Consider the following 20430-nt stretch of genomic DNA (forward strand, 5'->3'; position numbering starts at 1 on the left):
AACAATAAATAAAGCGCAAAGAGGATCAGAACAATATACGCAGGTATCATTCAAGGAGGTAAAGTAAAAGTGATAACGCCGGATCCATGAATCCGGGCCGTGAACGTCAGGCGAACTACGCCATCATCCTGAACAGCCCAATCACCCGTCCGAGAATCCTCACCTGCTTCACCAGGATCGGCTCCATCGATGAATTCTCCGGTTGAAGGCGGATGTATCCGTCTTCCCTGAAAAATCGCTTTACCGTAGCCGAGTCATCCAGCAGGGCTACAACGATCTCACCGTTTTCAGCCGTGTCTGTCTGCGCCACAATCACGCGGTCGCCGCTTAGAATCCCGGCCTCAATCATGCTGTCGCCCTTTACAGTCAGCATAAAAGTCTCGCGGTTGGGGAGTATCTCCGCAGGGATCGGAAAATAGCTTTCAATATTTTCCTGCGCCAGAAGGGGCGCGCCCGCGGCGACGGTTCCGATCAGAGGGACATTCACCAGTTCCCGGCGCGCTAAGTTGAAGGTATCATCCGTAATCTCGATCGTGCGGGGCTTTGTCGGATCCCGGCGTATGTATCCGTTTCGCTCGAGCTGTTCCAGATGGGAGTGGACGGAAGAGGTCGATTTCAGTTTCACTGTCTCACAGATCTCCCGGACAGTCGGCGGATACCCCTTCTTTAAAATCATTTCTTTAATATATTCAAGAATTTCTCTCTGCTTATCGCTAATCTTTCCCTGTGCCATACAGCAGTTTCCTCCTTTCGATCCCGGTAAATAGATAGTGCTGTTATTATAGTAACATATGTTCTGGGAAAATGCAAACCTTTGTTCGTATTTTTTTGTTTTTTCTTGACAAACATACGTTCACAAGTTATAATACGTACAAACAAGAACGTGCGTTCTAAATAACTGCAGATGATGGGCAAAACAATCGCTATCCAGGCCGGCCGCATGATACCGGACAGCGATATACAAAAGGGAGACGATGGGGGAAGGCCATATGAAAAGGGAAGCATGTGATTTACTTTTTGCACGCCGGTCAATGCGATGCATTTTATGGGAACAAAGGCCGCAGGCGAACCAGCGGCATATTTGGATATCTGTCATGATTACATTGCTCTGTTTCTGCCTCAGTTTCATACCGCAAAAACCTGCACAGAAGCAGAGCTCTCCGTATAAAAAGTATTATACCAGCATCTGCCTGGAGGAGGGCGACACCTTATGGAGTATTGCTGTCCGCTACAATGTGCATTCAAATAAATCAACGGAAGAGTATGTCCGGGAACTGCGGCGGATGAACGGCCTGTCCGATGATACGATCCACGCGGGACATTACCTTACGGTTTCGTATTATCTGACCTCGCCGTAACCGTTCAGAGGTTATCCTAACCGTCTGGTACCATTTTCAGATAATCTCTGAAAGGCGGCGCCGTCAGGGCTGTATCGATCTCTCCGCCATATTCCCGGTGTGGAAATAAAGATACAGATGTGATATACTGTAAAAAACGGCTGGCAGATTTTGTCAGACGCGGGAACGATCATCGAAGGAGGAGAGTCGGATGAACATTGTATTTCATGAAAAGACAGGAATATTTCATTTATTCAATGATTATGTCAGCTACATTATGGTGATTCTGCCGAACCGGCAGATGGGGCAGCTCTATTTTGGGCGCAGGATCCATGACAGGGAGGATTTTGGCCATCTTCTGGAGCTGCGTTCCAGAGTGATGAGCTCCTGTGTCTTTGAAGGGGACAAGTCGTTTTCCCTGGAGCATGTCAGGCAGGAATACGGCGTGTATGGAACAACAGATTACCGCCAGCCGGCAGTGGAGATCCTGCAGGAGAACGGCAGCCGGCTATCGGATTTCCAGTATGAAGGGCATGCGGTTACGCCCGGAAAGCCGGCGCTTGAAGGACTTCCCGCAACCTATACGGAATCGGACGGGGAAGCAGAGACGCTTACCATAAGGCTGCGCGATCCCCTGACAGGCGTTCTGCTGTGCCTTTCTTATACGCTGTTTGCGCAGGACGCTATCCTCGCCCGCAGCGCGCGCCTGTATAATGGCGGGAAAGCGGCGGTTCATCTGACAACGGCCATGAGCCTTTGTATGGATCTGCCTGATTTTAATTATGAGATGCTCCAGTTGTCCGGAGCGTGGTCCAGGGAACGCCATATCCGCTGCCGCCGCCTGGAATATGGCATTCAGTCCGTCGGCAGCCTCAGAGGGCATTCCTCGCATGAGCATAACCCCTTTATTGTGCTCAAACGCCCCGGCACGGATGAATTACAGGGAGAGGCGATTGGGTTCAGCCTGATATACAGCGGAAACTTTTTAGCGCAGGCAGAGGTGGACAATCATGATACGCTCCGTGTCCTGCTTGGCATCCATCCCCAGGGCTTTGACTGGAAGCTGGAGCCGGGAGAGAGTTTCCAGACGCCGGAGGCTGTTATGGTATACTCTGCCGGAGGTTTAAACGCGATGAGCCAGAGCTTTCACCGCCTATATCAGAGACGCCTGGCCCGGGGATATTGGAGAGATCGGCCGCGGCCGGTGCTTATCAATAACTGGGAAGCGACTTATTTCGATTTTACCCATCAGGGCCTTCTGGAGATAGCAAAAAAGGCGAGGGATTGCGGCGTAGAGCTGTTTGTGCTTGACGACGGCTGGTTTGGTCAAAGGACGAACGACAGGGCCGGCCTGGGCGACTGGGTTCCCAACCTCTCGCGCCTGCCGGAAGGGATCGCCGGGCTGGCAGAGCAGATCGAGGCGCTGGGCTTGAAATTCGGCCTCTGGTTTGAGCCGGAGATGGTGAATCTGGATTCTGATTTATACCGCGGACACCCGGACTGGATGATCCACACGCCGGGGCGTACCGTTTCCCATGGGCGCTATCAGTATGTCCTGGATTTCTCGCGAAAAGAAGTCGTGGACTGCATTTATCAGATGATGGCAAAGCTTCTGAGAGAGGCGAAGATTTCCTATATTAAGTGGGATATGAACCGCAGTATCAGCGAGTGCTACAGCGCCGCCCTGCCGCCGGATCGCCAGGGAGAGGTGTTCCACCGCTATATTTTGGGTGTCTATGCGCTGTACGAGCGCCTGACAACGGAATTTCCGCACGTCCTGTTTGAGTCATGCGCCAGCGGCGGCGCGCGCTTTGATCCTGGAATCCTGTACTATGCGCCACAGGGATGGGCCAGCGATGATTCCGACGCCGTGGAGCGCCTGAAAATCCAGTACGGAACCTCGCTCTGTTATCCGATAAGCTCCATCGGAAGCCATGTCTCGGCATCCCCGAATCATCAGCTTTTCCGCTCGACGCCGCTCTATACGAGGGCAAATGTGGCCTGCTTCGGGACCTTTGGGTACGAGCTGGATCTGAATCGCCTTACAGAAGAAGAGCAGGGGGAGGTAAAGGAACAGATTCGCTTTATGAAGCAGTACCGGAAGCTTCTGCAGTTTGGCACGTTTTACCGGCTGAAAAGCCCGTTTGAGGGCAATATCACGGTGTGGATAACCGTGAGCAGCGACCAGCGCGAAGCGATTGTGGGATGGTACCGCGTTTTAAACGGCGTCAATCTGCCATACGGCCGTGTGCGCCTTGCCGGGCTGGATCCGGATCTCTGTTATGAGATTGTAAACGAAGCGGGAGAGAGGGGAGGAAAGCGCAGAGGCTATTATGGGGATGAGCTTATGAATGTGGGCCTCATCACAAGCGACGCATCGTCCGGGGAGAGCGCTCCGGGCCAGCGCCATTCCTGTGATTTTGATTCCAGACTTTTTATACTGAAGGCCCGTACAGCATTCATTTCATAAATCACGAAGCGAACAGCGGGACATACGGCCGGGCGGAGCGCAAAAAGACATTTCAGGGATTTGACTCCCGCAGACGCACCTTATTTCTGGCGCTCCGCCTGCGTTCATCCTCCAGGGCGGCGTAATGCTTTTTCGTTGTATTGACATCCGAGTGCCCCAGCACATCTGCGACCAGATAGATATCGCCGGTTTCGCGGTAGAGATTGGTTCCATATGTGCTGCGGAGCTTGTGAGGCGTGATTTTTTTGAGAGGGGTCACGAGCCGGGCATATTTTTTTACCAGATTTTCGACGCTTCGCACATTTAAGCGTTTCCGCTGGAGAGAGAGGAACAGCGCGTCCTCATGGCCGGGCTCGGGCGTGATATGCTTTCGTTCCTCCAAATAATCGAGCAGCGCGTCCTCAACCTCAGCGCCGAAATAGACGATGACCTCCTTGCCCCCCTTGCGGTGGATCCGCATTCCTCCTGTATTAAAATCAATATCGTCCAGATTCAGCCCGACGCATTCCGATACGCGGATTCCGGTTCCCAGAAGAAGCGTCATGAGGGCCAGATCGCGGATCCTTGTCTTTGCGTGGTAGCTTTTTTGCTTTTCTGTCAGGCTGTCTCCGTCCTCCACCTGATCCAAAAGCTTTGCGACCTCGTCCACCTCCAGGCGTATGATCTCCTTTTCATGCATCTTGGGGAGCCCGAGCAGGGCGGCCGGATTATTTTTGATCCGCTCCCTCCTGTAAAAATAGTTGTAAAAGCTTTTCAGGGAAGAGACTTTCCGCATAATGCCGCGCTCTGTATTGGTGAGATCCTCCCGGCTTTCGGTGGAGTAGCACTTCAGGAATTCCATATATTCTTCCAGATCCATTAACTGGAGCTCGTCCAGAACAGTGAGAGAGAAGTCCTTATTTTCATATGCTGCAAACACAGGGTTGGTTTTCTTTAAAAACTCAAAAAACGTCTTTAAATCATATGCGTATGCGATTCGCGTGCGCGAAGAGGTCCGCGGCTCGATCCCGCGGAAAAAATCGGCGCAAAACGGGGGGAGCTCCTTCATCATCTGACGTAAACGCTTTGTATTTTCAATATTTTCCTGCTCATGATAGGATAGGTTTCCCATAATCAATTTCTCCTTTCTTCAGGGGCCGTCCGTAACAGTTTAAGTTATCTGAACTGTTACGGCCATCCCGCGATGCCGCCGCTTGTGATCGCGTGAAACAGGCGATCCTTGACGCCGGGCGCTTTTGTATGCAGTTCCTTTGCTAAATTTTTAACAAATTCCCGTTTCGTCTTTCCGTCGACAGGACAGGGATTTTTGCATACAGGGAGATGGTATTTATTCTGAAAGCCAATCACATCCGCTTCCTGCACATATAACAGCGGCCGGATAACGGTCAGCCCGGTCCGATCCAGAAAGGTTTTAGGGGAAAAGGAATAAAAGCGTCCTTCGTAGATCAGGGACAGAAGCATGGTTTCAATCAGATCATCCCGGTGATGCGCGTAAGCGATCTTATTACAGCCCATGTCCAGGGCAGCGCGGTTTAAAGCGCCTTTGCGCAGCTTTGCACAGAGCGCGCAGGGATTCGATTCGCGGCGCGATTCAAAAAGAATGGTTCCAATTTTCGTCGGAACCGTGACATATTCCAGGGACCATTCGCGGCAAAGCGAACGCACCGGGGTCAGATCGAAATTTCCAAAGCCCAGATCAACCGTCACCGCACAAAGGTCAAACGGTTTTGGATAGAAACGCTTCAATTCGTGCAATGCATATAACAGGGTCAGGCTGTCCTTGCCACCCGAAACGCCGACGGCAATCTTATCGCCGGACTCAATCAGGGCATAGTCATCAACGGCCTGGCGCGTCAGGCTCAGTAAACGCTGCATTTTCATAATCAAACTCCCGATTAGATGAAGCGATTCCCGAATAGCGTATCCAGGACATGATTCATCCGTTTTATTATATTTGTCATGCTGTATATCCTATTTATCACGCTATAATAAAGGATTAAAGGATGGAAGAGAGCGTATGCAAACCCGGACTCTATACAGATTCAACTATTCGTGAAAGTCTAGTTTATCGAATAGTTAGCGGTTTTTTCCCTTATAACTTCCATTGCCATATAGTTTATAACTTTTTGGGCGGTTTGTCCAGATAAATAAAGAAAGCTGTGGTTTTATGAGGTTCCAGGCTGATTACTGCTTTTTTTTGAAGGGCCTGTTTTTTGCGGCCTGCATGGTCTTTTTGATAACTTTGTTCCGCCCCTCCGTCGTGTTTGCGGAGGTTGGAACGCCTTCGGATGCCTCTGCATCTGAAAAGGCATACCAGGACGCTTACCGGGATGCCTGGCAGGAAGCCTATGGGGATGCTTATGAAATGCTTATAGACGACATGTATTCTGACTACGCTGACATGGGGGCTGAGGAAGCTGTGCTTGCGGATTTGGGGCTTACGCTCTCAGAATGCAGGGATTTCATGGAAGCCTGCATGTATCTTTCGGTTGTGGGCGTGGTTCTCCTTGCTATTTTGATTGGCTGCCTCTGCTCTTCCATTTTCAGCCATTTCCTGCGGTGGACAAGGTGAGGTTTCTGAGGTGGAAAAATGAGGATACAGGATATTACGGATTTGGTTCCGCAGTTTGTAGGCGTTGGTTTCCTGCTTGGCGGCATCCCTCTTCTTATGGGGCTGGGCATCCATGCGGTAATCAATATATTTAAAAAAATCTAAAGAAAGGGGCGTTGTTATGAAAAAGACTCTGAAAAGGGCTCCCGCGCTTTTCCTCCCGGTTGTTGCAGTTGCCGCCAATGGCATCACGGCCTTTGCGGCCGAAACTGGCGGTTCGTCCCCGGTGGATGATACGGCCGCTTCCATGATTTCCGGCATTACGGGTATGGTGTCTTCTGTTTCTTCTGCAATCGGGCAGGTTATCCCGCATGCGCTTAATATTGTTATGGCCGTCTTAATCATTGTGAACGTCCTTTTGGTTTTTTGGGCGTATCAGGGATGCCCTGTGGATGCATTTTAATGCAGACAAATACTGGCCGGATGACGAATAAAGATATTGCGGGCCGGCTCCCGCAGTTTGCAGACGCTGGTTTCCTGTATGGCTGCCCTCCCCTTTTTGTAGAGCCAGGCATTCATACAGTAATCAATATCCTGAATCCGTGAAGTTCAATTGCATAATTAGGCATAGAAAACCAAGATTTATGCTGTATTCCAGCTTTTCGAGATGCTAAAATTCTATCACCCAATGGGTGAAGAAATTTTGGTACTTCTAAATCCCAAGAGACCTTGTAAAATATGGTTCTAAAGGAAATAGTACCGACTTAAATTTCACGGATTCAGGAATATATTAAAAAAAGAAAGGATGTGTTGTTATGAAAAAGGGCCTTATGGTACTGGAAAGGGTTTCCGCTGTTTTCCTGCCGGTGGTTGCAGTTGCCGCTAATGGAATTACAAGTTTTGCGGCCGAAACAGGGACTGGCGGCGGCTCCCTGGCAGATACGGCTACTTCTGCCCTGACTTCCGCCGTCACAGATATGGCGTCCTCGGTTGCCTCTGCGATTGGGGCGGTTATCCCGATTGCCATCCCCCTGGTTGGCGCCGGCCTTGTCGTTACAATTGGCCTTAAGGTATTTACTAAGATTACAAATAAGGCGTAAAAAGCGTAAAAAGGCTAAAGCTCTGGCCCCGGTTTCCCCCGGGGCTATTGTTTTTATAAGGGGGTTAAGCATGAAATTAAAGAAAGCCCGGCCCGGGTATTTTAAGCGGTTTTTGTGTGCGTTCCTCTCCTGCGTTTTGTTCCTCCTCTCCCCTGCCCACGCCTACGCTTCGGCGACTGCCGCCGCTGTCACGACGGTCTGCTATGCGGTTTATTATATCCTGGCGGCCTGCGGCGTGGTTATCAGCGCCAACATGCTGGGCACGCTGATCGGGGACTGGGCGGATGAGGCGGAGTACCTGCTCCGCGGCGCGCAAAAGACGCTGGGGGTTTACGCCCAGAGGGTCTATGAATATGCCAGGAGCCAGGATTCAGCTATCGCGGAAAAATATAAGGAGATAGAAAAGATCCTGCTCTCCTGCGCTTCCGCCGCCTGGGGGGAAACGGTTACGGGGATCCGGCCCCTGGCGGCGGACATCAGTGAATTTTTAAAGGAAGCGTTTGGTTATGGGGCTAAGGGCGCGTGGTACCTCCCGGCCGTCCCGGAAGAGCATACCTGGGGAGTCTCCCAGTGGTCGGCCCGGGAGGCTTACCCTGTGCCGGTAGGCCCGCTTTATCCCTCGTATCCTACAGATCCCGATTATACGTATTTTTTGACAAGCTATGTCCAGTCCGCTTACGGTTCCGGCTGCATGAACATACAGAACTGGTATTATCTCAATTCCCTCGACATTTTTGGTGTTTATGATGTCCCTTCCATGACTTTGACTACATCTAAACCACCACCGGCTAAAGCCGGTGGGTTTGGGCTGGCTGCTGAAGCAGCCTAAAGTTGTCCGACCTCGAAGTTATCGCTCTTCTTTCGTTCTTCTATATCTTGATTTTTGATATATTCTTGTATAATCTCATCTGTTACGTTTCCACTACTGGCTACAAAATATCCCCTTGCCCATAGATGACGCCCCCAAAACTCCTTATTCAATTCTTTATATTCCATCTGTAGTTTTCGGGATGTATTCCCCTTCATATATTGTACCAGTCTGCTGGCTGACAGATGGGGTGGCACAGATACCAGCAGATGTATATGGTCTTTCCCTACATGCCCCGCCAGGATCTCCACATCATTTGTCTGGCATATCTTGCGTATCAATTCTCTTGTCCTTATCGCAATCTTTCCCATCAGCACCGGTTTTCGGTATTTTGTTATCCATACAATATGGTATTTGATATCATACGTGCAATGGGCTGATTTTCTATAGTTTTCCATTTTCTCACCTCAAGTTTAGTATCTCTACATTTCTTTTTTCTAAACCTTGAGATGTGGGGTTGACCTAAAGGTTTCGCCTGGAAGGCGAGGGTTTTAACCCCAGTATACAGACAATAAAAGGAATATTTCTATTTTCGCAATATTCCTGGACATTCCTTAAATGCGCACAAAATGCGTCAATAAATTCCCTGTCCTCCTGTTCAGCCTTTACCTTAAAGAACACATAACCATCCCTGCCATATTCATAAGTAGGATGCGCCATTTCCCCAAACAGAATGTCATTCCACTGTGTATATGCATCTATACACAACGTCCGGAATCCAATGCGATCCTTGAAAAAGGAATCCAGCATCGAGGATACATCTCCGGAATCAAAATCCAGTTCGCTTAGCCTGCGGTTGTCAATGGGCGATACGCTGTCCCTTTTCCAGTTAAAACAGCATAATGGGAGAAGTATTCCTGCCGTCATAGCTGATAAAAATGCCTTTTCAATCCAATTCATCTCATTATCCTCCTGACATTTGCCTTGCTGTATTTCTCCTGTCCCGAACCTTAAAATTGAAAATACAGGAAAGGGCTGTACTGCCTTGCCACAATTGTGATAAATGATAAAAGCCACACAAGTAACAGAAATGCGTACCGGGCCGTCTGCATGGCGGGCAATGCCTCAAGCTTAGTTTTCCACAAACGCTGAATCCGTTCGTCCCCCAGCAGGAAGCTCCCTCCTGCTGAAAGGCACATGAGAAATACAAAGCGCCGGCTGGTAAAATACCGCCAGGTAAAGGGCAGATATCCTCTTTCCGGAGCCGGAGCGCAGGCGAACAGACAGGAAAGATACTGTTTCATCGCAGCCGTGTCCGGCAGACAAAAGCAAAGCCAGCCAATGCTTACCAGGAGCATGGCAGACATCCATTTTAAGAACCTGGGACATTTCTGATACCAGGCTGTGCCTGCGGCCCATCTCTCCCACATCACGCACATGCCATGTCCGATCCCCTAGATAAGAAAAAGAAGGCCGGCCCCATGCCAGATGCCTGTCGCCAGAAATACCAAAAACAGGTGAACGTACACATTTCCCCTCCGGTTTCCTCCCAGCGGAATATACAGATAATCCTTAAACCAGCTTCCCAATGATATATGCCACCGCCTCCAGAATTCTGTTATCGAACAGCTTCTGTACGGAAAATGGAAGTTTTCCTCTATTTGAAAACCGAACATCCGGCCAAGCCCGATCGCCATATCCGAATAGCCGGAAAAATCCATATAAAGCTGCATGGTATACGCCGCGCACCCGATCCAGGCAGTCAGAGTGTCGATTCCCCAATCCGGAAACAGCGCGAAGATGCGGCCGGCTGTTTCACCGAGCAAATCCGCGAGCAATACCTTTTTTCCAAGGCCCGTCACAAACCGCTCTGTTCCTGCAAGCATCCCCTTTGCCGAAACCGATTCCCGTGACTGTAATTGCATCTTCATATTTCTGTATTTCACAATCGGTCCCTGGGCCAGTTTAGTAAAAAATGAAATATACAGTGCAAAAGTGAGCAGATTTTGCTCTGGTTCTTCCCTGTCCTGATACAAATCCATCAGATAGGAAATACAGTGAAAGATCACAAACGAGAGCCCCAGCGGCGCAAGAGCGCCCGCCGTATCGCCTTTTTTTAGAAATGCCAAAACCAGCGCGAGATATTTGTATTTGAAAAGAATGCACAAATCATAAGCGATCCCGAGAATCAGCACGGTCCGGCACTCTGCTTTGGAAAATCCGAACAGATAATTCATGAACAGAATATGAATCAAAACAAAGGTATGATCTACACGGCCCCATGCATAAAAAACAAGGGAAGCTATAAGAAGAATGAGGTTTAATATCGTCTGTCTGTGGGAGGCGGCTATGCCCGCTCCCACGCAGATTTTCAGGTCAAAGATGGAATACAGGATTAAAACAGCCGGTAAAAACAAGAATAAAAAGGTAATGGAATGAAAAAGCATACGCCGCCCCCTGGTCAATCAAATTATTTCAAATAGGTTCTGATTTGCCCGCTTACCATCCTGACATCCTCCCTGCCCAGATAAGGGTGCATAGGCAGGGACAGCACACGCTCGCAGAGCCGCTTTGTTGCCGGGCATGCCTGATAAACCGGATTTGCTTGATAGACCTCCTGCTGATGAAGAGGAATGGGGTAATAAACCATTGTCGGAATGCCCTGTTTTTCGAGAAAAGCCTGGAGACCGTCTCTTTTTTCTTTATTTTCAAGCTGAATCGTATACTGCGCCCAACTGGAACGGAAATTTTCTGGAATAACCGGCGTCTTCACAATATCTGCCAGCTCCTCTGTATACCACGCCGCCGCCTCATTCACCCGCTCAAGCTCATATTCCTCAAAAGCCCTGAACTTTGGCAGCAGAATTGCGGCCTGCAGCGTATCCAGTCTGGAATTCCATCCGATGCGGACATTTTCATACTTATAAGAACCTTTGCCGTGAACGCAGACGGATTCCAGATACCGGGCCGTCTCATCATCATCCGTGAAAACAGCGCCGCCGTCCCCGTAACAGCCAAGAGGCTTTGCCGGAAAAAAGGAGGTAGCGGAGATATCCCCAAAGGAACACGCCATTCTTTCGCCTATACGTCCGCCAAAGCCCTGTGCGGCGTCCTCCAGTATTTTTAAACCATAACGCGCTGCGATCCGCTCAATTTCCGGATAGTCCGCCGGAAGGCCGAACAGATCGACAGGGATAACTGCTCTGGGGCGAAGCCTGCCTTCGCCGAGAACCGCCTCAATCGCTTCTGTGAGCTTTTGCGGATCCATATTAAAAGTCCTTTCATCCACATCGACCAAAACCGGCGTCGCTCCCTCAAAGGATACCACCTCCGCTGTCGCGAAAAACGTGAAATCCGGGACAAAGACAGCGTCTCCGGGCCCGATATTCCACGCCATCATCGCCAGGGAAAGCGCATCCGTGCCGTTGCCGCAGGTAATACAGTGTTTGCGGCCCACATAGGACGCCAGCCGTTTTTCCAGTTCCTTTACCGGAGAACCGCTGATAAAAGATGTTTCGGCAATGACGCCGGCAATCGCCGCGTCAATGGAAGGTTTTAAGGTTTCATACTGGGTTTTTAAATCGCGAAATTGCATACTATCTCCTCTCTTTCTTACAGATGTTTTATCTTGTTTCTTAAATATAAAAAATCTTTTATTGCTGCCATGCCAATCTTAAAGATCTTTATCATATTCAGGGAATTCGTTCCCCCCTGCCGTTCCCTGAACATGATTGGAACAAATTTTACTTTATAATTTTTCTTTATGTAAATAATCGAAATCAGAACATTTGCCAGATAAAAATTTTCCGGCACGGATTCCAGCACATCCTTCAGCCGGTCTGCCTTCATCAGACGAAACGGCGTGTTGGCGTCTGGAATTTTTTCCCTGAAAATAAAGTTTACAATCATTTTTAACATCCGTGTGACGAATATTCTCTGCATTCCATCCCTGCGGTCAATGCGCTGTCCGATTACCATATCATACGATTTTCTCAAATCCCAGAATGTTTCAAAATCGGATGCAGCAGTCTGGCCATCTGAATCCGTCTGGAAAATATAATCTGCATTTCCCGTTTTCACAGCATATTGATATCCGAAAAGAACCGTTGGCCCGTGCCCGGAATTTTCCTTTGTAACAGGCTCCAATAAGGGCATGTCCTCAGCCATCCTTTTTATCATCGCGTAAGTCCTGTCGCTGCTTCCGTCATCAATGACCACAAGACGGGAAGTTCTCCTCCCCATTTTGCAACCTTCCCATCCGGATTATGGAATAAACGTTTTATTGTGTGGGGATAAGGAAACCAGTATGTATGTAAATTGGTCGTATACTGGTATTCGCGTTCGCAGGGAACAACGACGATTAATTTTCCTTTACATACCCTGCGCAATTCGGCCAGAGCTGCTTCTAAATTCAATACATGCTCCAATGTATAAGTACAGATTACAACATCAAAAAAACGATCCGGAAACGGAATATGCTCAATTTCTCCTTCCAGAAAATGAAGGTTTTCAGGCTGTTCTGATATATTTGGAATAATTATATCGATACCATATACATCGAAACTGGCCGAAATTCCTGCTATTTCATTTGACAAATATCCACGCCCGCATGCGACATCCAAAATTTTGATAACTTGTCCGGCTCTTGCCTTAAAAAAATTCAAAACCTTTTCTTCCATAACATGATTCAAATCCGTAGGACGCGTCATTGCCGTCGATGCATCGGCAACCTCCTGATATATAGTCTTTAATTCAGCAGATGACAGATGTAAATACCTGCCATTTTCTTTAAAATCAAGAAATATGGTTCCTTTCTTTCCATAAACCGCATATTCGATGGCTTTCATAAATAATCTGCAGTCGCGCAAAATCGGAGGAATCAGATTATCTAATATCCAATTTACTTTTACCGCAAGATCTCTGGTTATAACAAATAGTTATCTGAAATGTATAAATTAAAAGAATAGGCAGGATCATCGTACCAGTACATATTTCCTTCATAATCCTCAAACAGAATGTAGTCCGGCTCCCGTCCTGTCCGCTCCATGTATGCCAGTAATGGCTCAGAGCTTTTGTTTCCTCTGTTTGTTCCCATCGCATCCCAAATATCCGGTGTAACCGGCCTCATTCCTGATATCATATACACAGGAACAAAATGGTTTGCCGCTAACATTGTCATACCCTCTTGGGGCCGGATATAATTTTTCAGTTCTTCCTGAATCCTGCCGATAACTGCATGGCGTTTCCCAGTTGTATATAAATGCTTATATATCCCATCTTCCACCTCCGTATCTAAGCTCCCATACTCTTCTTCCCTGTAAAAACTGTGAAAAGATATGGATAAGCAAAGAATTGCCGTCATCATTCCGAGAACGCATACGTTACCGCTTAAGCGCTCATTCTGTTCAGGGAAACACAATGGATAAAGCGGAGCGATGAGGACAAATCCCGTCTGTATCTGCATAAGTATTGATTGGTTATCGCTTGTTATAAACCGAAGGATGATGATTAAAAAGCCCGGCAGAATAACTCCATTCACTATATGTTCTTTTTCTTCGATATGAGCCCATCGCAGAAAAACATACAGTTCTGAACAAAACATACTGGCATACACGATGAAATACGAAGCGCCTGAAAGTTTGAAATCCAACAGCACGCTTACATATAAAACCAAAAGAAGATATAAACGTAATTGATTCTGTTTTCTTCCGATACACTCGGAAACAGCCACAAAACACAGAACATACACAGCTATATGCGAATTTGCCGCTTTTCTTATCTCCAGCAGTGCGAACCGGAGTTTTTGCATCAGAGTTGGCGCCTGTTTCAGTTGCAGCTGCTTAAGCATAGCATGGATTCCTGCCTTCATTCCCCGAATATCCCACTCAGATGATGACAGGAGCCACAGTAAAAACAGGCATACAACAAAAGCGGCAAAGGCTGTATAAATCCTGATAAAGCATACGGCCTTCTGCTGTTGATCCTTCCTTAAGATATGATAATGCACGATTCCCATAGCAATAAATAACACACTGAATGAGGGATAGATGATAGATGACAGCGCCATAAGACAGCCTGACAGCGCGGCCAGCGCTTTGCCGTTTCCATCCATGTCCCGAATCGGAAATAAACACCATATAGCGGCATATGCGAGGTTGAGTGAAAGTGTATTGTACGAAAACTGGTATAGATTCGCCACAGCCGCAATTGTCACTGGTAGGGTAAAGAGATAATAATATACAGCCTTATTTCTGCAGTTGAGTGAATAAACGATAACCAGATACAGCGCGATCGTTGACAAAAAGTACATCATGCGAAAGCAGTATATAACCCCGTCATATCCTCCGTTTATGAAACGAAATCCCTTTAAAGCCGGCGCAATAAAGAGGCTTCCTATGCTTTGAAGTTCCTCTGATGTATCTAATAAAATACGATCTCCCAGAGAAAACCGGTACGCCCAGGTCAGATAGGCTGTCTCGTCTGTGAAGTCCACCCCCAGGCGCATCCGGTGTATCATAACTCCCCATACAATGAGCACAAAAGCAAAAATGCCGATATATGGGAATATCCTATTTCGCCATTTCATGGCTCTGCCGCCCTCTCTGCCTCCATAAAATCATCAAAATGCTTTAAGTAATACTCCCCTGCGGCATAATTGGCCGTATTATTTTTCTGTTTAAAATCCATATATTCTTCGCTGTTACGAGTAAAGTAATACCACATCAGGCCCGGCCCTCTCTCATACTCCCTGCGCATTTCATCCGGTTTCCTGATGATTCGTTTTAACTGGTTTCTGGCGTTGATGGAGCAATACCGGGATGCCAGTTTCTTCATTCCGTTAAAATGCCCGGCCGCCTCCCCCTCCCTTGGGATCGCCTTATGTAAGACCTGGTTCATCAGCTCCTTTACCGTGTCACAATATATTTTCTGATCCGCACGGTAAGGCAGCGGGACCTCTGACCAGAAATCCGCATACCCGCGATCCGCCAGAGGAAGCCACCACTGATAGCCAAAAAATTCATAGGCGCGCACGGAATTGATGATAAATTTTGACGTCCGCTCACAGAGCCACCAGCTTTCATAGAGAGAGGCTGTATCCGGCGCACTGGAAAATCGCCTCATTTCTCTGGCGACACACGCTTCATAATACCGTTTTTCATCCCTGCTCAAAAATTTTTCTGTAAAAAGGTAATCCACAGCCGCCTGCGCTGCCTTTCTGATATCCCTCTCTCCTGTTTTATTTTTATAAAGCCATCCTTTTCTGTCGCTGCACTCCCCGCTCAGCACATCCCCGGCATGCCCCGGCACGATAACGCTGTCTTCTGGAATCCACCCGTGTTCCCGCATTTTCTTTATACAAATCCAGTCCTGCAGATGCGGAACGGAAACGGCTCTTCCCGCATATGAAAAGAATGCAAGGAATTCCTCTGAATCGCGCGCCTGCTCACAATCCTCTTTTTCTGCCTTAATATACAGCCAGTCGTAATGCAGACGCCGCGCAACCTCCCGGCTCAGCCGGACCTCGGCTCCATCCGGATCCCCGTATGTAAATGCAGTGACATGTTCATAGTTCAGCTTTTTCAGCATACAGGCGACCAGCCTGGAATCATAACCGCCGCTAAGAGGAACCACGATCCTTCTTCCGTCCGCAAAACGAATAAGACGCGTAAACGCCTGTTTTAGCGCAGCCTCATGTTCCCTCATCCATGCCGGATAGCTCCTGTTTCTGTAATGCCTCTCATACACCGCGCCGGCTTTCCCGACCGTCAGCCTTCCGTCCCTGTAATGCAGCATTTCTCCCGCGCGCAATTGTTTCACGGATGAAAACAGGGTTTCATCGCCAAATGTAAATAAAGCCAGCTTATAGTCTTCGGCTTTTTTCCCGTCCAGCCGGTCTTTTGTTTCCTGCGCAATCCAGTACGGATTATCGCTTATATATAAATCTTCCTTATGACAGCAGTAAAAGACCGGATAACTTCGCATCGGATCACAAAGGCAATACACATCCGGAGCATCAAACACATAAATGGAGTAGAAACCATGAAATTCATGGCTCCGGTTCTGGCGCAGCAAATGGATGATTTGCTCTTCGTCCTCCTCTGACAGGAGACGGTTGTTCCAGAAACAGCTTCCCTGCATGGTAAGCCTGTCTGTTTGAATCCGGCTGACACCGTAGTTGTTACATAATTTATACCGTACCATCTGCACCCCTTCTTATCTTCACATAATAACCATACAGGAACCATAAACCGCATAAAAAAGAGATAAAAAACACGGAACGATTATGGAAAAACAGGCTGAGTACCGGAAGGATCAGATATTTCGCGCCTGTTTTCACGCCTGCTTTCACGATCTGAAACAATTCCCCCATATGGACGCCTACCTTTGACAGGATATAGGTCATATTCAGGATCCACATAACCGCGCCGGCCGCCCCAAATAAGCCAATTGCCACTCTGTCGTGGCGCAGCCGGCCTCCGATATAAAGCGAGAGAAACCGCACGGCCAGCATCGCGATATTCATGATTAAGTGTTCCTTTTGCCGGTTCAGAACAATATATAAATCCGAAACCGGGGAGGCAATAAAAACGAGAAACAGCCACGGAGCCAGCAGCCGTACATAATAACCGGTCACAAGCCATTCCTCTCCGAAAATAATCGAAAAAATCCATGGCGCTGCAATACTGATCAGCGCTAATGGCACAAAGCCGGTTTCAAACAGATGGCGCAGGACGGTCAGCGCCGCCTGCTTCTTTTTATCCGGCGTATCCTGCTCCCGGATATTCGGATAAAACGCCTGGGCGACCGAAGTCCCGATCAGGCTGATCGGCAGATCCAGGATCTTATAGCCAAGGTTATAGCAGCCTACGGTTTCACTGTTAAAATACGCTGAAAGCATAAGAGACGGCAGAGAAAAAGAAAGCGTGTTAAACACAGCCGTCCATGATGAGAACAGGGGAAATTCCCGGTAGCGCCAGGCTTCTTTCCTGATATCCCTCCAGCGTACCTGTTTTATGTCAGCCCAGTCCTGTTTTATAATGCTCATAAATAAAAACAGCGTCGTCCCCCCCAATGCAAGCGTGGAGCCCAGAACGAGTCCCAGGCCGGAATCCCCGGTCAGAAGCCAGGCAAAGCACAATTCCGCCAGGACGGTCAGTATGGTATACGCAACCTGGCGTTTTGCCAGGTACTTGAATTTCCCCTCTCTTGTATACCAGTAATTGCATATGGAAGATATACCGGAGCAAAAAATATAGATTGGAAACACAATATATCTTATGAAGGCATGTCCGCTCACCAAAGCGAACCCCGCATATTTCCCGGCTGCTGTGATAAGAAGCGTGATGCATACTGTATTGATACAGCAGCAGATGACAGCCAGGCAAAACAAGGCCGCCGCATGTTCCTTTGAGCGCGGTATCACAAGCGCCAGCTCATACCGGAAACAGATCAGCGCGCCGGCAATCGCGGTGCAGGCCGTAAATAAGCCAAATTCCCCATAGGAAGCCGGAGAATAAAGCCTTGTCAAAACCGGGGAGGCCAGAAAGGAAATCACCTGAGCCAGCAATGTGCCGGATACAAGCAGCAAAATATTTTTTAAAAAGCTCTCATGTCCGAAGGCTTTATGTATAAAATCTCTCATCTGACACCCGTCCTTACTGTATGCGTTTCCATCTCAGAGGCTTCCTGACGCCCAGTTTTCCGCGGCTTAGCAGAACGCTTATGCCATAAACCAAAGCGATGGTGAGAATGATTCCTATATTATACAGATAATCGACAAAACCGCCCTGCAATGCGCCTGTCAGCATCTGAAACAGCGCGATATACAGCATAATGGACAGCGGCGTTTTCTTCATCTTAAGCAGCAGCGTAAATGCAACCGAAAAATGGATCCCAATGATCACAGGCGCTGCAAACGCCCCTGCAGTCCCCCAGTTGGCATACGCCTCCCCAATAAAAAAGGCGTTCATCGAACCAGCGGTTCCATCGCTCACTGCCGCCGGATTATACAGTTTCATCACTTCGCGGCCGGAGCGTACCCAGGAATCCGGAATGCCTGCCAGCTTTGCCAGCACTGTCGGCAGGCTTGCTCCGTTCAGATATGGGATCTGCTCCGGGAATGCCTGAATATGTAAAAACAGCGTTGCAATCTGCGTCATAAAAATGCGCCCTCCCGGGCCGGAACGAATCGTAAAAAAGTTCGTATTATAGCCCATAATGTATTTGTACTGCAAAAAAATACAGATAAGCCCCAACGCCCCGAAAGCGAAAAGATATCGGAACAGCTTCCTGTTGTTCAAAATTACTTCAATCACAATGAAATGAAATGCATAGTAAATCACAGGCGCCTTTGACAAGTCATGCGTCTTAACCAGGATACTTGTGATAAAGAAGATAAAAAACAGCATTCCCCACTGGATTTTTCTGCTTGTTCTCCAGTATACATATGTTAAATAGGAAAACAGCGGAACAAATGTCAGCACAACAATATTTTTTATATAAGTGTTTCCCGCAAAATTGCGGTTTACCTGTGAGCTTATCCTGGCCAGCTCCTCGCTTGTCTGATTTAAGTGCAGAATCGGAACGGAGCCGATGCAGACAAACATGTAGATTGTGGCGGATATTCCTATTACGGCCATGGCGGCAGAGAATATAAAAACCACTTTTTCCCCGTTCCTGTACGCAGCGCCGGTTTGTAGCTGTTTCTCATATTGTTTCCGGATCTTCCTGCCATTCAGAAGGAAGTTGCAAAGAATCACAGAAGCAGGAAACACGATGATTGCATAACACAGAAACAGATACGTTTTATGAATGACAGCCTCGCTTTTTATATCTGCAATTAAATAGTGATCGCGAAATCCCAGAAAAACCAGCGAGGCTCCAATAAATGAAAAGATCAATATATTGTAATAAGCATAGCTGATAATATTCAGCTTCTTAATATCCAGGGTTCCTGCCGCTATTCGGAACAAACGGGTGAACAGGCACAAAACAGCTAAAACGATGATAATTTTCATGATTTTTTTACCGCATTTCTTCTTTCTGGTTTTGGGAACATAATACCGCTTCGACCGTCCGCGCGCGTGCGGACCAGGAATTATGTTCGGCAATCGCTTCCATATGGACGGAAATTTCTGTGAGCCTGTCACGATGGGATGATATATCCTGTAAAGCGCTTTTTATGCTCTCTTCATCCGGCTGCACGACAACCCCGATATTATTGTTCCGGACAAATTCAGCCCCGGCCGATCCGTCTGTAATGAAGATTGGCTTTTGGTAGGAAAGATATTCAAACAGCTTGATTGGCATGCAAAAGCTTCTGTAATCGGATTGATTCGTTATTAAACAGCTCATATCTGCCTGTGAGTAATATGGCTTTAGACCGGCCCCCCATGTGTGTACAATTTTTATGCGCTCGTTTAAAAAGCGTTCGTAATAGCCCTTTTCAGCCTCCCAATCCTTTTCGCGGCAACAAATGGTAAGTTCTGTTCCGGATACAGACACAACGGATTTTAAGAGATTGGTTAAATCATACACACCACGGCTGATCCCGCCGACATAGAGCAGACGAAGCGAGTCGTCCAGGCCATCCCGCTGCGCAATGCTATTTGCCGGACAAGTTCCGGGAGGCAGAGGAATAAGCGGTAATGATGGTTTTATTTCCTTCATATATTGTTTCATAAGAACAGACGGCAAAAATAATACATCCAGTAATCGATCGTATTGGAAAAGATCATAACGGTACATAGCCGTAGCCAATTTTGCCTTAAGGACATTTATCTTTTCCCGATATAAAGGAAATTTCCAATATATATCCCGGTAGAATAAACCGATTTTAATTCCATGTGTTTTACAAAATTTAAAGAATCCGAAATCGAGAAATGGATATACCGGAAGATGATGCCGCTCCGTCAACAGCGTCGGCATGGTGCTGCTCTCGCTGTATAAAAAATCGTATCTTACACCGTTTGAAATATTCCTTTTAATTTCTGCAATCTGCCGTTTCCGATCCTTTCCATATCCCATCACAACATCCACCGCATACCCGTTTTGGCGGAATGCATCGGCCATTTTATACGGCCTGACATTGGAGCCGGATAATCCCTTTGGATCAACATAATTTGGTATATGAAATATACATCGCTTTTCATTCATGCCTTACT

The 20430-nt window shown here is 47.8% G+C and carries 22 protein-coding genes; 7 read left to right on the top strand and 15 right to left on the bottom strand.

From position 1 onward, the window contains the following. Positions 1-115: 115 nt before the first annotated feature. Positions 116-733 carry a transcriptional repressor LexA gene (gene lexA / locus NFS31_RS04955; RefSeq protein ID WP_251492230.1) on the bottom strand — a complete coding sequence of 206 codons (618 nt, stop codon included), beginning with the start codon at positions 731-733 and terminating at the stop codon, positions 116-118. A 361-nt stretch (positions 734-1094) separates the two neighbouring features. On the opposite strand from lexA, the gene NFS31_RS04960 reads away from it, so the two are divergent. Then, a complete protein-coding gene (locus NFS31_RS04960) occupies positions 1095-1358 on the top strand; it encodes a LysM peptidoglycan-binding domain-containing protein (RefSeq protein ID WP_251492232.1) in 264 nt (87 codons plus the stop codon). A 190-nt stretch (positions 1359-1548) separates the two neighbouring features. After that, a complete protein-coding gene (locus tag NFS31_RS04965) occupies positions 1549-3807 on the top strand; it encodes an alpha-galactosidase (protein WP_251492234.1) in 2259 nt (752 codons plus the stop codon). A 52-nt stretch (positions 3808-3859) separates the two neighbouring features. Here NFS31_RS04965 and NFS31_RS04970 read toward each other — a convergent pair whose 3' ends face one another. Both NFS31_RS04970 and NFS31_RS04975 read right to left on the bottom strand, forming a co-directional pair. After that, complete coding sequence (locus NFS31_RS04970; protein ID WP_251492236.1) at positions 3860-4918, bottom strand: tyrosine-type recombinase/integrase; 1059 nt, start codon at positions 4916-4918, stop codon at positions 3860-3862. A gap of 56 nt (positions 4919-4974) precedes the next feature. Then, a complete protein-coding gene (locus NFS31_RS04975; RefSeq protein WP_251492238.1) occupies positions 4975-5688 on the bottom strand; it encodes a tRNA 2-thiocytidine biosynthesis TtcA family protein in 714 nt (237 codons plus the stop codon). A gap of 286 nt (positions 5689-5974) precedes the next feature. Between NFS31_RS04975 and NFS31_RS04980 the strand changes: the two genes are divergently transcribed. The 5 genes from NFS31_RS04980 to NFS31_RS04995 all read left to right on the top strand — a co-directional run bounded on the left by NFS31_RS04980 (position 5975) and on the right by NFS31_RS04995 (position 8287). Beyond that, entirely contained in the window at positions 5975-6379 is a 405-nt protein-coding gene (locus NFS31_RS04980; protein WP_251492240.1) for a hypothetical protein, read from the top strand. Between the two features lie 18 nt (positions 6380-6397). After that, positions 6398-6523, top strand: coding sequence for a hypothetical protein (locus NFS31_RS26835; RefSeq protein ID WP_275563873.1), 126 nt, complete (start codon positions 6398-6400; stop codon positions 6521-6523). 16 nt (positions 6524-6539) lie between these two features. After that, a complete protein-coding gene (locus NFS31_RS04985) occupies positions 6540-6821 on the top strand; it encodes a hypothetical protein (RefSeq protein WP_251492242.1) in 282 nt (93 codons plus the stop codon). A gap of 352 nt (positions 6822-7173) precedes the next feature. Then, on the top strand, positions 7174-7458 hold the full coding sequence (locus NFS31_RS04990) for a hypothetical protein (RefSeq protein ID WP_251492244.1): 285 nt from the start codon (positions 7174-7176) through the stop codon (positions 7456-7458). Between the two features lie 70 nt (positions 7459-7528). Continuing rightward, positions 7529-8287, top strand: a complete 759-nt coding sequence (locus NFS31_RS04995; protein WP_251492246.1) for a hypothetical protein — start codon at positions 7529-7531, stop codon at positions 8285-8287. Here the strand turns inward: NFS31_RS04995 and tnpA are convergent. From tnpA to NFS31_RS05055, 12 genes are all read right to left on the bottom strand, one after another. After that, complete coding sequence (gene tnpA / locus NFS31_RS05000) at positions 8284-8724, bottom strand: IS200/IS605 family transposase (protein WP_251492248.1); 441 nt, start codon at positions 8722-8724, stop codon at positions 8284-8286. The two genes, NFS31_RS04995 and tnpA, sit on opposite strands and share 4 nt — an antisense overlap. Before the next feature lie 64 nt (positions 8725-8788). Next, complete coding sequence (locus NFS31_RS05005) at positions 8789-9226, bottom strand: alginate O-acetyltransferase AlgX-related protein (protein WP_251492251.1); 438 nt, start codon at positions 9224-9226, stop codon at positions 8789-8791. 50 nt (positions 9227-9276) lie between these two features. After that, complete coding sequence (locus NFS31_RS05010; RefSeq protein ID WP_251492253.1) at positions 9277-9705, bottom strand: MBOAT family O-acyltransferase; 429 nt, start codon at positions 9703-9705, stop codon at positions 9277-9279. A 15-nt stretch (positions 9706-9720) separates the two neighbouring features. Then, positions 9721-10713 carry an MBOAT family O-acyltransferase gene (locus tag NFS31_RS05015; protein ID WP_251492255.1) on the bottom strand — a complete coding sequence of 331 codons (993 nt, stop codon included), beginning with the start codon at positions 10711-10713 and terminating at the stop codon, positions 9721-9723. A gap of 23 nt (positions 10714-10736) precedes the next feature. Further along, the gene (locus NFS31_RS05020) at positions 10737-11861 is read right to left on the bottom strand and encodes a DegT/DnrJ/EryC1/StrS family aminotransferase (RefSeq protein WP_251492257.1); all 1125 of its coding nucleotides are present in this window, start codon (positions 11859-11861) and stop codon (positions 10737-10739) included. A gap of 17 nt (positions 11862-11878) precedes the next feature. Continuing rightward, entirely contained in the window at positions 11879-12484 is a 606-nt protein-coding gene (locus NFS31_RS05025) for a glycosyltransferase family 2 protein (RefSeq protein WP_251492259.1), read from the bottom strand. After that, positions 12442-13113, bottom strand: coding sequence for a class I SAM-dependent methyltransferase (locus NFS31_RS05030; protein WP_251492261.1), 672 nt, complete (start codon positions 13111-13113; stop codon positions 12442-12444). Before NFS31_RS05030 ends, NFS31_RS05025 begins: the two co-directional genes overlap by 43 nt. 77 nt (positions 13114-13190) lie before the next feature. Then, positions 13191-14852: a hypothetical protein gene (locus NFS31_RS05035; protein WP_251492263.1), complete on the bottom strand. Its 1662-nt coding sequence runs from the start codon at positions 14850-14852 to the stop codon at positions 13191-13193. Beyond that, entirely contained in the window at positions 14849-16468 is a 1620-nt protein-coding gene (locus tag NFS31_RS05040; protein ID WP_251492265.1) for an asparagine synthase-related protein, read from the bottom strand. The genes NFS31_RS05035 and NFS31_RS05040 overlap by 4 nt, the downstream gene beginning before the upstream one ends. After that, positions 16455-17909: an oligosaccharide flippase family protein gene (locus NFS31_RS05045; RefSeq protein ID WP_251492267.1), complete on the bottom strand. Its 1455-nt coding sequence runs from the start codon at positions 17907-17909 to the stop codon at positions 16455-16457. Before NFS31_RS05045 ends, NFS31_RS05040 begins: the two co-directional genes overlap by 14 nt. Before the next feature lie 13 nt (positions 17910-17922). Then, a complete protein-coding gene (locus NFS31_RS05050) occupies positions 17923-19284 on the bottom strand; it encodes an oligosaccharide repeat unit polymerase (protein ID WP_251492269.1) in 1362 nt (453 codons plus the stop codon). Positions 19285-19291: 7 nt separating this feature from the next. Continuing rightward, positions 19292-20422 carry a glycosyltransferase gene (locus NFS31_RS05055; protein WP_251492271.1) on the bottom strand — a complete coding sequence of 377 codons (1131 nt, stop codon included), beginning with the start codon at positions 20420-20422 and terminating at the stop codon, positions 19292-19294. Between the last annotated feature and the right edge of the window lie 8 nt (positions 20423-20430).

Origin of the sequence: Otoolea muris (assembly GCF_943193115.1) — a bacterium.
Taxonomy (GTDB): domain Bacteria; phylum Bacillota; class Clostridia; order Lachnospirales; family Lachnospiraceae; genus Otoolea; species Otoolea muris.